The organism is Allobosea sp. 10N428 (assembly GCF_056394545.1).
The window spans coordinates 95646-108042 of sequence record NZ_JBFTIC010000005.1 but is presented as its reverse complement, the minus strand read 5'-3'; the positions used below and the strand labels follow the sequence as shown (position 1 = coordinate 108042).

Here is a 12397-nt window from a genome sequence, read left to right as displayed (position 1 = left end):
CCGACCATGGCAACTCCCTCTCCCGAGCAGGCTCTGGAACAGGCCCGCAACGCGGCCGCTCTCGCCAAACAGGCGGCCGAGCTTGCAGAGCGCTATGCCGACCAGGCCGCCGCCGCCGCCAGCATCGCGACGGGCGGCGTCGATCCGACGGTGTTCCGCCTCGCCATCTTCGTGCTCGCCGTCTTCGTCGGCTACTACGTCGTCTGGTCGGTGACGCCGGCGCTGCACACGCCGCTGATGTCGGTCACCAACGCGATCTCCTCGGTCATCGTCGTCGGCGCCCTGCTGGCGGTCGGCGTCTCGGCGGCGGATGCGCTGGGAGACGGGCCGATCTGGGCCAAGCTCTTCGGCTTCATCGCGCTGATCCTTGCCTCGGTGAACATCTTCGGCGGCTTCCTCGTCACCGAGCGCATGCTCGCGATGTACAAGAAGAAGGGCTGACGCATGACTGCGAACCTCTCGGCCCTGCTCTACGTCGTCTCCGGCGTCCTCTTCATCATGGCCCTGCGCGGCCTGTCGCACCCGACGACCTCGCGCCAGGGCAACCGCTACGGCATGATCGGCATGGCCATCGCCATCGTCACGACCGTGCTGTTCTTCCCGCCTGCCGGCTTCTCCGGCTGGCTGCTGGTTGTCGTCGGCATCGCCATCGGCGGCGGCGTCGGCGCCTATATGGCGAAGCGCGTGCAGATGACGCAGATGCCGCAGCTCGTCGCCTTCTTCCACTCGCTGGTCGGCCTCGCCGCGGTGCTGGTGGCGGCGGCGGCGCTCTATGCGCCGGACGCCTTCGGCATCGGCCGCGCCGGCGCGATCCATGGCTCGAGCCTGTTCGAGATGGCGCTCGGCGTCGCGATCGGCGCGATCACTTTCACTGGCTCGATCATCGCCTTCCTCAAGCTCGACGGGCGCATGAGCGGCAAGCCGATCATGCTGCCGCAGCGCCATGGCATCAATATCGGCCTCGGCATCGCGCTGGTGGTGCTGCTCGCGGTCTTCATCAAGAGCGAGAGCCACGCGGTCTTCTGGCTGATCGTTGTGGTTTCRCTGGCGCTCGGCATCCTGCTGATCATCCCGATCGGCGGCGCCGACATGCCGGTCGTCGTCTCGATGCTGAACTCCTATTCCGGCTGGGCAGCTGCCGGCATCGGCTTCACGCTCGGCAACATGGCGCTGATCATCACCGGCGCGCTGGTCGGCTCGTCCGGCGCGATCCTGTCCTACATCATGTGCAAGGCGATGAACCGGAGCTTCATCTCGGTCATCCTCGGCGGCTTCGGCGGCGACGATGCCGCGGCCGGCGCTGGCGGCGCAGTCGAGGCGCGCCCGGTGAAGCAGGGCTCGGCCGACGACGCTGCCTACATCATGAAGAACGCCGGCAAGGTCATCATCGTGCCGGGCTACGGCATGGCGGTGGCGCAGGCTCAGCACACGCTGCGCGAGATGGCCGATCTGCTCAAGAAAGAAGGCGTCGAGGTCAAATACGCCATCCATCCGGTCGCAGGCCGCATGCCCGGCCACATGAACGTGCTGCTGGCCGAGGCGAACGTGCCCTATGACGAGGTCTTCGAGCTCGAGGACATCAACTCTGAATTCGGCCAAGCCGACGTCGCCTTCGTCATCGGCGCCAATGACGTGACCAATCCTGCCGCCAAGACCGACAAGGCCTCACCGATCTACGGCATGCCGATCCTCGACGTCGAGAAGGCCAAGACCGTGCTCTTCATCAAGCGTGGCATGGCGGCTGGCTATGCCGGAGTCGAGAACGAGCTGTTCTTCCGGCCCAACACGATGATGCTGTTCGGTGACGCCAAGAAGGTCACCGACGAGATCGTCAAGGCGCTGGCGCACTGAGACTAGGCGCCGCCGTCATCGGATTGCTGCAAAGGGCCGGCTTCATCGCCGGCCCTTTCGCTTTTCGCGGCCTGCCTCGTGATGCTCCTGCGGCTTGTGAAGTTCATCCTCGGCCTCGGCCTCGCCGGTTATCTCGGATTGCTTGGCTTGCTCTATGTCCAGCAGCGCGAGCTGATGTATCCGCGCGACCCCGTGCCGATGGACATCACCTCGGCCGGACTCGTCGCGGCTGAGGCGGCGACCATCGCGACGGCCGATGGCGAGCGGCTGATTGCCTGGATCGTGCCGCCGCGGGCCGGCAAGCCGGTCTTGCTCTACTTCCACGGCAATGCCGGCAATCTCGCACGGCCCGGCCGGGTGGCGCGCTTCCGGGCGCTGACGGAGGATGGCACCGGGCTCTTTGCGGTGAGCTATCGCGGTTATGGCGGCTCCACCGGCAGCCCGAGCGAAGACGGTTTGCTGCAGGATGCAAGGGCAGCCTATGGCGCTRCCGCAGACCGTTTCGGCACGGCGCGGCTCGTCGGCTACGGCGAGTCGCTGGGGAGCGGCGTGGTGCTGAAATTGGCGGCGGAGGTGCCGCTCCGTGCCGTCGTGCTGGAGGCGCCTTACCTCTCGACCGCCGCCGTCGCGCAGGAGCGCTATCCTTACGCCCCGGTCGGATCATTCATGAAGGACCAGTTCCGCTCGGACGAGGTCATCGGGCGGATCAAAGTGCCGCTGCTCATCATGCATGGCGAGCGGGACAAGATCGTTCCCTTCGCTCAGGGCAGAGCGCTTTATGAACTCGCCAATCCGCCAAAGCGCTTCCTGCGCTTTCCCGATGGCGGGCACCAGGATCTGCCGCAATACGGCTCGCTTGCCGAGGTGCGACGCTTCCTCGCCGATGTCGCGGAAGGCAGGCTGGGTGAAGCTGAAACACGGATAGTGGGCGAGCCGGCCACGAAGGCCGGCTCCGCGCCGTGATCACGCGCCGTGCTCAGCTGCGGAAGAAGCCGCCGCCGCCGAGACGGGACTGACCTGCGCGAGCCTGGGCGTTGTTGCCGTCGAGGCTGAGCGCACGCTGATAGGCCTCGGAGGCCTCGGTCTTCTTGCCGAGCTTCTCGAAGGCGAAACCGCGTCCGGCCCAGGCGTCGGCATTGCGATTGTCGACATTGAGCGCGGCGGTGAAATCCTCCAGCGCGGCGTCGTATTTGCCGAGCGCGTTCAGGCTCTGGCCGCGGGCGATATAGGGCGGCGCGGTGTAGGGGTTCCGGTCGATCACCGCATCGAAATCGGTGACCGCGTGCTGGTGCTGGCCTTCCTTCTGGTAGACGAGCCCGCGTGCGTGGAAGGCTTCGGCCGCTTCCGGATTGAGGCGGATCGCGGTGTTGAGGTCGGCGATGGCCTGCTGGCTGTTGCCCTGCTGGCGCAGCAGGTTGGCGCGGGCGACATAGGCCGGCCCATAATTCGGATTGGCGGTGGTGGCGCGGTTGAAATCGGCCAGCGCGGCGTCGTTGCGGCCGCTCTGGCGCAGCGCGAGGCCGCGATTGGTATAGGCGGAGGCGAGGTTCGGATCGAGCTGGACCGCCTTGGTGAAGTCCCCGATCGCGTCCGAGAAGCGGCCGACGCGGGCATAGGCCGCACCGCGAAGATTGTAGGCGCCGGGATCGTTGGGATTGCGGCTGATGACCTCTGTCAGCGAGCCGATATTGACGTTGGCATCGGCGGTATCGCGGGTGTCGAGCTCTGCGATAGCGGGCTGCGAGGAGAGGCCGGAAACGGTGTCGCATCCTGCGAGCGCAAGCGCCATGCCGGCTGCCGCCAGCCAATATCTGCCTCGGGTCATGCTCTGCCTCTTTGGTTCCGTGCTTCGCCTGCCGCGCGGCCTCCGCGCGGAAGGCTCATCCGGCACGAGGCCGGACACGGCGTCTCTGCGCTCCCCAACCGACAGCGCCTCGCGGAAGAGAACGCCTGAAACCCGCCAAAACTTGGTTAACGTGGCTGAAAAGCAAGAGCGCCCGGAGGGGGCTCCAGGCGCGTTTCACTATCGGCCCTGGGTCCTGGACGGCGCAATGGCCGCCCGGGAACCGATCAGGGGCGCTTCGGCTTCACCGGCGCGGGCAGGAGGCCTTCGCGCTGCAGCTTCTTGCGGACGAGCTTGCGGGCGCGGCGGACGGCCTCGGCCTTCTCACGCGCCTTCTTCTCGGAGGGCTTCTCGTAGTGACCGCGGAGCTTCATCTCACGGAAGATACCTTCGCGCTGCATCTTCTTCTTGAGAGCGCGGAGAGCCTGGTCGACATTGTTGTCGCGAACGAGAACCTGCACGTGAAACGTCCGTCCTTAGCGGGTTGATCCAAAAATGAGGGCCGGCGACGGCACGAGGCACATCGCTCGAAGTTTTGTGCCGATAGCAGAATTCATTTCGCCTGTCCACGCTCCAAACCCCTGAAAATCGGGGTTCGCGGCGGTTTAAGACCGGCGCTGCGCCGAATGCCTAGACACCGTTGCCGGTGATGCGCGTGACATGGCCCATCTTGCGGCCGGGGCGGGCGTCGCGCTTGCCGTAAAGATGCAGATGGGCGCCGGGCTCGGCCAGGATTTCGCGCCAGCGCAGCGCGGCATCCCCGATGAGATTCTCCATCTCGACATGGCCGCGGCGTGTGGCGGAGCCCAGCGGAAAGCCGCAGACGGCGCGGACATGCTGGTGAAACTGCGATGTCTCAGCGCCTTCGCTGGTCCAGTGCCCGGAGTTGTGGACGCGCGGGGCGATCTCGTTGACGACGACGCGCTCGGTGTCGCCTTCCTGCAGCACGAACATCTCGACGGCGAAGACGCCGACATAGCCCAGGGCCTCGCCGATGCGGCGTGCGGCATCGATGGCGGCGTCGGAAACTCCGGCGGAGAGATTCGCGGGGACGCGGGTGAAGGCGAGGATGTGGTCCCGGTGCTCGTTCTCGCAAACGTCGAAGGCGGCGAAGGCGCCGTCGAGGCCGCGGGCCGCGACAACCGAGACCTCGCGGACGAAGGGCACGAAGCCTTCCAGGATCGCGGGAAAGCGGCCGATCGCTTCGTGGGCCTCGCCGAGATCGCTGCCGGGCGCGATCTTGACCTGGCCCTTGCCGTCATAGCCGAAACGCCGGGTCTTGAGCACGCAGGGGCGCCCGAGCTCGGCGGCGGCAGCTTCCAGATCGGCCAGCGAATCGACGGCACGGAAGGGCGCGACGGGCAGGCCGAGATCCGCGACGAAGCTCTTCTCGGTCAGGCGGTCCTGCGTCACTGCGAGCGCGCGGGCGCCGGGATGCAGCGGGGTGCGGCCGGCGAGGAAGGCGGCGGTCGCGGCGGGAACGTTCTCGAACTCGTAAGTCACGACGTCGACCGCGGCGGCAAAGGCGGCGAGCGCGGCCTCGTCCTCATATTCGGCGACGGTGTGGCGGGCGGCGACGTCGAAAGCCGGGCTGTCCGTCTCCGGTGCGAAGATGTGGCAGCGGATGCCGAGATCGGCCGCGGCGAGCGCCATCATGCGGGCGAGCTGGCCGCCGCCGAGGATGCCGAGCATGGCGCCCGGCGCAAGGCCGGTGGGAACGGGCGGGCTCATGCGTCCTCGCTGCTGGGGCGCTCGGCGATGGCGGCGCTCTGGCGGGCGCGATAGGCATCCAGCCGCTCGGCCAGCTTCGCGTCCGAAAGCGCGAGCACGGCAGCGGCGAGCAGGGCGGCATTGACGGCGCCGGCCCGGCCGATGGCGAGCGTGCCGACCGGGATGCCCGCCGGCATCTGCACGATGGAGAGCAGGCTGTCCTGCCCCGAGAGCGCCTTGGATTCGACGGGGACGCCGAAGACCGGCAGCGGCGTCAGCGACGCCGTCATGCCCGGCAGATGGGCGGCCCCGCCGGCACCGGCGATCACCACCTTGAAACCCTCGGCCTTGGCGCTCTTGGCGAAGGCGAACAGACGTTCCGGCGTGCGATGAGCCGAGACGATGCGGGCGTCATAGGGAATGGCGAGCGCGTCGAGCGCTTCCGCGGCATGGCGCATCGTCGCCCAGTCGGACTGGCTGCCCATGATGATGGCGACGGGAGGGTTGGTCTCGGCCATGGAATGCGCTCAAGGCTCCGCTTACGGAAGCGCGCGATCTAGACCGTCCGGCGCCCGGTAAGCAAGGGCGAATCGGGCCTGCGCTGCCGGAAAAGGCATCGCGTCAGGCGATGATATCGGGCGTCAGCGCGTCCTCGATCTGAGCGATGCGGTCCTTCAGGTAAAGCTTGCGCTTCTTCAACCGCTGCACCTGGATCTGATTGACCGAGCCGACCCGCTCCAGCGCATCGATGGCGCTGTCGAGATCGCGGTGCTCCTCGCGCAGCCGCGCCAGCTCCGCGGTGAAGGTCTCGACCTCTTCCGGGCTGAGCTCGAATCCCATGGCCATCTCATCATCGCCGCACTTGGGCGCGACTATGCCTTCGCCGCAGCGCGCCCTGCAAGAGCGCGCGCTGCGGCACGAAGGCCGGAAGGTCGTCCTATTCACGGCTTTCCGAGAAGGAGCAGGCAAGGATCACAGAATCTCATGAATGCCGTGTGACATCCCAGGGAAGACGTGAAGCCGGCTCTATGTAAGATTGAGACGTCAACCGCTCATCAGGAGGATCCAGATGTCGTTGCAAACCCGTCTTGCGGAACTTGAGCGCAAGCACCGTCAGCTCGAAGATGCGATCGCGCAGGCCGTGTTGAGCCCGTCCTCAAGCGACCTCAGCGTTGCCGAGCTGAAGCGGAAGAAGTTGCAACTGAAGGATGAGATCGAGCGCGTAAGGCAGACGATGCCGGTGCGCACCTTGCATTGAGGCCAGAGCGGGCGAGCCAGCCCGCCAAGGATTCGACGATTCCAGAGTTCGACGATGCGGATGAGCCGGCCCCCGAAAGGGGCCGGTTTTTTTGTCGACGCCGTCCTCGCACAGGGCCGTCAACAGGATGACGCAAGCGCGCCGGAACATCTTGCTCAGTCAGCCGTTGAGGCCGGGCGTTCGTGCAAAGGGGAGGTAGCCTTGGGCATCGTCTGGACCATCATCATCGGCTTCATTGCCGGCGTCGTCGCCAAGTTCATCATGCCGGGATCGAACGAGCCCTCCGGCTTCGTGCTGACCACGATCCTCGGCATCGTCGGCGCCATCGTGGCGACCTATCTCGGCCAAGCGCTCGGCTGGTACGCGCCGGGCCAAGGCGCGGGGCTGATCGGCGCCGTCGTCGGCGCGATCGTCGTGCTCGTCATCTGGGGCGCCCTATCCGGCCGCAATCGTGCGGTCTGATCCACGCGTGCCTATTCCAGGACAGAGGAGTGATTGCCGTGAGTGACGACAACAGCAGCAGCGGCTTCCCGTCCATGACCGCCTTGCTCGGTCTTCTGGCCGTGGCGGGCTTCCAGAACCGCGACAAGATCGCCGAGTGGCTCGGCGGTCGCGGCCAGCCCGAGCCGGGACAGATTCCCTCGCCCGTGCCGCAACAAGGGCAGGCGCAGGCACAGCCGCAGGAGGGCGGCGGACTTCTCGGCGGCCTCGGCGGCTTGCTCGGGGCGGGCGGTGTCGGCGCGGTGCTCAACAACGGCCTAGGCGAACTGGTCGACCGCTTCAACCAGTCGGGGCAAGGCCAGAAGGCTGATTCCTGGGTGAGCCAGGGGCCGAACGAGCAGGTTGCGCCGAACGAGCTGGAACAGGCTCTCGGCCCGCAGGTCATCGATGCGATCGCCCGCCAGACCGGGCTGTCGCGCGACGATCTGCTGGCACGTCTGTCAAAGATCCTGCCGGAAGCCGTCGATCGCTACACCCCGGATGGTCGCCTGGGCCGCAGCTGACGCCGATCTACCGCGCGGGCCGGTCAGAGCGCCCGCGCCATTTCGCGAAGCCGGAATTTCTGGATCTTGCCGGTCGAGGTCTTCGGGACCTCGGCAAAAATGATCGTGCGCGGGCATTTGAACGAGGCGAGGTGCTCCTTGCACCAGGCGATGATCTCGGCCTCGGTTGCGGTCTGGCCCGGCTTCAGCTCGATGAAAGCGCAGGGCGTCTCGCCCCATTTCTCGTCCGGCTTGGCCACCACGGCCGCGGCCTGCACGGCGGGGTGCTTGTAGAGCGCGTCCTCGACCTCGATCGAGGAGATGTTCTCGCCGCCGGAGATGATGATGTCCTTGGAGCGGTCCTTGAGCTGGATGTAGCCGTCGGGATAGCGCACGCCGAGGTCGCCGGTGTGGAACCAGCCCCCGCTGAAGGCGGCCCCGGTCGATTTCGAGTTCTTGAGATAGCCCTTCATCACGACATTGCCGCGCATCATCACCTCGCCGAGCGTCTGGCCGTCGCGCGGGACGGGCTGCATCGTCTCGGGATCGAGCACGTCGAGCCCTTCCAGCGCGGGGTAGCGCACGCCCTGGCGCGCCTTCTTGGCAGCCTGATCGGCGGGGGAAAGCACGTCCCAATCGTCGTTCCAGTCGTTGACGACGGAGGGGCCGTAGCACTCGGTCAGTCCATAGAGATGGGTGACCTCGAATCCGGCCTGCTTCATCCCGGCGAGCACAGCCTCGGGCGGCGGCGCTGCTGCAGTGAAGAAGGACACCGTCTGCGGGAAGTCGCGGCGCTCTTCAGGCGTGGCGTTGAGCAGCGCCGACATGACGATCGGCGCGCCGCAGAGATGGGTGACGCCATGGTCGGCAAGCGCATCGAACATCGCCTTGGCGCGGACCTGCCGCAGGCAGACATGGGTGCCGGCGACGATCGAGATCGTCCAGGGGAAGCACCAGCCGTTGCAGTGGAACATCGGCAACGTCCAGAGATAGACCGGATGCCGGCCCATATTGCCGGTGATGACGTTGGAAGTGGCGAGCAGGTTGGCGCCGCGGTGGTGATAGACCACGCCTTTCGGGTCGCCGGTGGTGCCGGATGTGTAGTTGAGCGCGATGGCGTCCCATTCGTCTGACGGCATCTGCCAGGCGAAATCCGGGTCGCCGCCTGCGACGAAATCCTCGTATTCGACGCTGCCCAGCCGTTCGCCGGGGCCGTCATAGACCGGGTCGTCATAGTCGATGACCAGCGGCTTCGCCTCGCAGAGCGCGAGCGCCTCCTTGATCGTTTTCGAGAACTCGCGGTCGCAGATCAGCACCTTGGCCTCGCCATGGTCGAGCGAGAAGGCGATGATCGCGGCGTCGAGCCTTGTGTTCAGCGTGTTGAGCACGGCGCCGGCCATCGGCACGCCGTAATGGCATTCGAGCATGGCCGGCGTGTTCGGCAGCATGGCCGCGACGGTATCGTTCTTGCCGATGCCATGCTTCGCCAGCGMGGAGGCAAGCCGGCGCGAGCGGGCATAGAACTCGGCATAGGAGCGGCGCAGCGGGCCGTGGATGATCGCGGTGCGGCCCGGGAAGACCGCGGCGGCGCGCTCAAGAAAAGGAAGCGGCGTCAGCGGCTGGAAATTCGCCGGGTTGCGGTCGAGATCGGTGTCATAGGCCGAACGGGTCATCGGAAAACCTTCCACGCAAGCGCGCCAGATTTAGCGGCTGGAGCGCCTTTGCGTAATCCATCCCTTTTTCCGATGCGGCGCAATCGCGCGGACCGGGGCGGCACGTTGCAAGCCCTCGTCCTTCGAGACGCAGGCTGCGCTTGTTCCTCAGGACGAGGGTCGACGTGGAATCAGCCGAGAAGGTGCAGGTCGCGCACGCCGTCGAAGACCAGCTTCGCGCCAACGAGCAGCAGCAGCCAGTAGACGATGCCGTAGAAGCGCTCGGCCGGAACCCGCCGGACCAGCCAGACCCCGGCAAAGGTCGCCGCGATGGCGAAAGGCAGCAGCGCGACGGAGGCCATGAGGTTCTGGCTGCTGAGCTGGCCGAGCGCGAGATAGGGGATGATCTTCACCCAGTTCATCGCGGCGAAGAAGATCGCGCCGGTACCGACGAAGACGGCGGGCGGGAGCTTCTGCGGCATGACGTAGATCTGGAAGGGCGGGCCGCCTGCATGGGCGACCATGCTGGTGAAGCCGCAGAGGAAGCCCCAGATGCCGCCCGCGCTCCAATTCGCCTTGGTGGCAGCGGCGGGCTTCGTGCCGTCGCTCAGCATGCGGCGCAACGCGAAGCCGACCGAGATCAGCCCGACGGCGAGAACGACGGCCGCGTCCGAGACCTTCGCCGCCAGCAGATAGCCGAGGAGGATGCCCAGCAGCGCGCCGGGCGCCAGGGTTGCAAGATTGCGGCGGTCGAAGTCCCGCCGGTAGGACCAGACCGAGACCACGTCCTGCGCGATCAGCAGCGGCAGCATGATCGCGGCTGCCGTCACCGGCGAGACGACCAGGGCCATCAGCGGCAGGGACAGCAGACCGAGCCCCGAAAAGCCGCCCTTCGCCAGCCCCGTCAAGACGACGGCCGGCACCATGGCGGCGAAGAAGATGAGGTCGAAGGACATGGGGTGACGCTGCGCCGCAGAGCCGAGAGGTGCAGAATGGGATGGGCGAAAGTCTTAAGTTTGCGCGCTTGCGCTGGCGGAGGGGAGTGCGCAGGATTCCCTGCAAAACCTGCCCCGCCATCGCCGGCTCGCTGTGGGGCTTTAGGATGAAACCCGGCGCAGAGGAACGCTTCCGATGAATGGCTCCCATGCGGCACCCGCCCGCCCCACTGAGGGCTATCGCGATACCTATGCGAGATGGCAGGCCGATCCGGATGCCTATTGGCTCGAGATCGCTGAGGGTATCGACTGGATCAAGCCGCCGCAGAAGGCATTCGACGCCTCGGCCGGCATCTATGGCCGCTGGTTTCCGGACGCGACCTGCAACACCTGCTTCAACGCGCTGGACCGGCATGTGCGCGACGGGCGCGGCGATCAGGTCGCGCTGATCTACGACAGCCCGGTGACCGGGACGAAGGCCAAATACACCTATGCCCAGATGCTGGAGGAGGTCGCGACGCTCGCGGCCGTGCTGCAGGATCTCGGCGTCGCCAAGGGCGATCGCGTCCTCATCTATATGCCGATGGTGCCGGAGGCGGCCTTCGCCATGCTGGCCTGCGCCCGCATCGGCGCCGTGCATTCGGTGGTGTTCGGCGGTTTCGCCGCCAAGGAACTCGCGACGCGCATCGACGACGCCGAGCCCAAAGTGATCCTGACCGCGACCTGCGGCATCGAGCCGACGCGCGTGGTCGAATACAAGCCGCTGCTCGACGGCGCGATCGAGATGGCCCGGCACAAGCCGCAGACCTGCGTCGTGCTGCAGCGGCCGCAGGCCGACGCCTCGATGCATGCGACGCGCGACAAGAACTGGCGCACGCTGGTGGCGGCGGCGAAGGCAGCCGGGCGCAAGGCCGATTGCGTCGAGGTTGCCGCGACCGACCCGCTCTATGTCCTCTACACCTCCGGCACGACCGGCCGGCCGAAGGGCGTCGTGCGCGACAATGGCGGGCACATGGTGGTGCTCAAGGCGACAATGGATCAGTTCTTCGACGTGAAGGCCGGCGAGGTGATGTTCACCGCCTCCGATGTCGGCTGGGTCGTGGGCCACTGCTATATCGTCTATGGGCCGCTGATCCAGGGCGCGACCAGTGTGCTCTACGAGGGCAAGCCGGTCGGCACGCCCGATCCCGGCGCCTTCTGGCGGGTGATCGCCGAGCATGGCGTCAAGGTGCTGTTCACCGCGCCGACCGCCTTCCGCGCCATCCGGAAGGAAGACCCTGAGGGCAAGTACCTCGCCGGCCATGACCTGTCGCGGTTCAGGGCGCTCTTCCTCGCCGGCGAGAGGGCCGACCCCGAGACGCTGAAATGGGCCGAGGAACTGCTGAAGGTGCCGGTGATTGACCATTGGTGGCAGACCGAGAGCGGCTCGCCCATCGTCGGCGATCCGATGGGCCTCGGCCTGCTGCCGGTGAAGCACGGCTCGCCGACGGTTCCGCTGCCGGGCTGGGACGTGCAGTGCCTCGATGAGGTCGGCCACCCGGTGAAACCGGGCACGATGGGCGCGATCGTGCTGAAGCTGCCGCTGCCGCCCGGCGCGCTGCCGACGCTGTGGAACGACGACGAGCGCTTCAAGCAGGCGTATCTGACGGCCTATCCGGGTTACTACAACACCTCGGATGCCGGATTCATCGACGAGGACGGCTATGTCTTCATCATGGGCCGCACCGACGACATCATCAACGTCGCCGGCCATCGGCTCTCGACCGGCGGGATGGAGGAGGTGCTGGCGGCGCATCCGGCCGTGGCGGAATGCGCCGTGGTCGGCATTCGCGACGCGCTCAAGGGCGAGCAGCCCTGCGGCTTCGTCGTGCTGAAGGCGGGCGTGAGCCAACCGCCGGCCGAGGTCGAGAAGGAGCTGGTCGCGCTGGTGCGCGAACGGATCGGGCCGGTGGCGGCCTTCAAGCTCGCGGTGACGGTGAACCGGCTGCCGAAGACGCGTTCCGGCAAGATCCTGCGGGCGACGATGAAGAAGATCGCCGACGGCGAAGATTATGCCGTGCCGGCGACGATCGAGGACGCTGGGGTGCTCGACGAGATCGGCGTGGTCCTGAAGGGCAGGGGGATCGGGTAGCTACCGCCGTCATTCTCGGGCGGCGCGGAGCGCT

At 66.8% G+C, this 12397-nt stretch carries 14 protein-coding genes; 7 read left to right on the top strand and 7 right to left on the bottom strand.

The genetic code is table 11. From position 1 onward, the window contains the following. The first annotated feature begins 6 nt into the window (after window positions 1-6). The 3 genes from AC1DDA_RS16945 to AC1DDA_RS16935 all read left to right on the top strand — a co-directional run bounded on the left by AC1DDA_RS16945 (window position 7) and on the right by AC1DDA_RS16935 (window position 2814). Complete coding sequence (locus tag AC1DDA_RS16945) at window positions 7-441, top strand: NAD(P) transhydrogenase subunit alpha part 2 (RefSeq protein WP_441472943.1); 435 nt, start codon at window positions 7-9, stop codon at window positions 439-441. A 3-nt stretch (window positions 442-444) separates the two neighbouring features. Then, a complete protein-coding gene (locus tag AC1DDA_RS16940; RefSeq protein WP_441510316.1) occupies window positions 445-1851 on the top strand; it encodes an NAD(P)(+) transhydrogenase (Re/Si-specific) subunit beta in 1407 nt (468 codons plus the stop codon). An 81-nt stretch (window positions 1852-1932) separates the two neighbouring features. Then, complete coding sequence (locus AC1DDA_RS16935) at window positions 1933-2814, top strand: alpha/beta hydrolase (RefSeq protein WP_476796615.1); 882 nt, start codon at window positions 1933-1935, stop codon at window positions 2812-2814. A gap of 13 nt (window positions 2815-2827) precedes the next feature. Here the strand turns inward: AC1DDA_RS16935 and AC1DDA_RS16930 are convergent, their stop codons facing one another. The 5 genes from AC1DDA_RS16930 to AC1DDA_RS16910 all read right to left on the bottom strand — a co-directional run bounded on the left by AC1DDA_RS16930 (window position 2828) and on the right by AC1DDA_RS16910 (window position 6244). Next, a complete protein-coding gene (locus AC1DDA_RS16930) occupies window positions 2828-3676 on the bottom strand; it encodes a tetratricopeptide repeat protein (protein WP_441510314.1) in 849 nt (282 codons plus the stop codon). A gap of 245 nt (window positions 3677-3921) precedes the next feature. Next, window positions 3922-4155 (bottom strand): 30S ribosomal protein S21, encoded by a 234-nt coding sequence (gene rpsU, locus AC1DDA_RS16925; RefSeq protein ID WP_038359685.1) that lies wholly within the window; start codon window positions 4153-4155, stop codon window positions 3922-3924. 169 nt (window positions 4156-4324) lie between these two features. Next, window positions 4325-5425: a 5-(carboxyamino)imidazole ribonucleotide synthase gene (locus AC1DDA_RS16920; RefSeq protein ID WP_476796614.1), complete on the bottom strand. Its 1101-nt coding sequence runs from the start codon at window positions 5423-5425 to the stop codon at window positions 4325-4327. Beyond that, complete coding sequence (purE, locus tag AC1DDA_RS16915) at window positions 5422-5922, bottom strand: 5-(carboxyamino)imidazole ribonucleotide mutase (RefSeq protein WP_441510312.1); 501 nt, start codon at window positions 5920-5922, stop codon at window positions 5422-5424. The genes AC1DDA_RS16920 and purE overlap by 4 nt, the downstream gene beginning before the upstream one ends. A gap of 103 nt (window positions 5923-6025) precedes the next feature. Then, entirely contained in the window at window positions 6026-6244 is a 219-nt protein-coding gene (locus AC1DDA_RS16910; protein WP_441510311.1) for a YdcH family protein, read from the bottom strand. A 229-nt stretch (window positions 6245-6473) separates the two neighbouring features. Here AC1DDA_RS16910 and AC1DDA_RS16905 point away from each other — a divergent pair, with 229 nt between their 5' ends. The 3 genes from AC1DDA_RS16905 (at window position 6474) to AC1DDA_RS16895 (ending at window position 7666) form a co-directional block, all read left to right on the top strand. Continuing rightward, window positions 6474-6662: a YdcH family protein gene (locus AC1DDA_RS16905; protein ID WP_441472935.1), complete on the top strand. Its 189-nt coding sequence runs from the start codon at window positions 6474-6476 to the stop codon at window positions 6660-6662. Window positions 6663-6863: 201 nt separating this feature from the next. Further along, the gene (locus AC1DDA_RS16900; RefSeq protein WP_441472934.1) at window positions 6864-7124 is read left to right on the top strand and encodes a GlsB/YeaQ/YmgE family stress response membrane protein; all 261 of its coding nucleotides are present in this window, start codon (window positions 6864-6866) and stop codon (window positions 7122-7124) included. A gap of 74 nt (window positions 7125-7198) precedes the next feature. After that, window positions 7199-7666 carry a YidB family protein gene (locus tag AC1DDA_RS16895; protein WP_476780369.1) on the top strand — a complete coding sequence of 156 codons (468 nt, stop codon included), beginning with the start codon at window positions 7199-7201 and terminating at the stop codon, window positions 7664-7666. A 23-nt stretch (window positions 7667-7689) separates the two neighbouring features. On the opposite strand, the gene AC1DDA_RS16890 is transcribed toward AC1DDA_RS16895, so the two are convergent. After that, a complete protein-coding gene (locus AC1DDA_RS16890) occupies window positions 7690-9318 on the bottom strand; it encodes an acyl-CoA synthetase (protein WP_476796613.1) in 1629 nt (542 codons plus the stop codon). 170 nt (window positions 9319-9488) lie between these two features. Beyond that, window positions 9489-10253: a sulfite exporter TauE/SafE family protein gene (locus AC1DDA_RS16885; protein ID WP_476780329.1), complete on the bottom strand. Its 765-nt coding sequence runs from the start codon at window positions 10251-10253 to the stop codon at window positions 9489-9491. Window positions 10254-10428: 175 nt separating this feature from the next. Between AC1DDA_RS16885 and AC1DDA_RS16880 the strand changes: the two genes are divergently transcribed. Continuing rightward, on the top strand, window positions 10429-12363 hold the full coding sequence (locus AC1DDA_RS16880) for a propionyl-CoA synthetase (protein ID WP_476796612.1): 1935 nt from the start codon (window positions 10429-10431) through the stop codon (window positions 12361-12363). The last annotated feature ends 34 nt before the right edge of the window (window positions 12364-12397 follow it).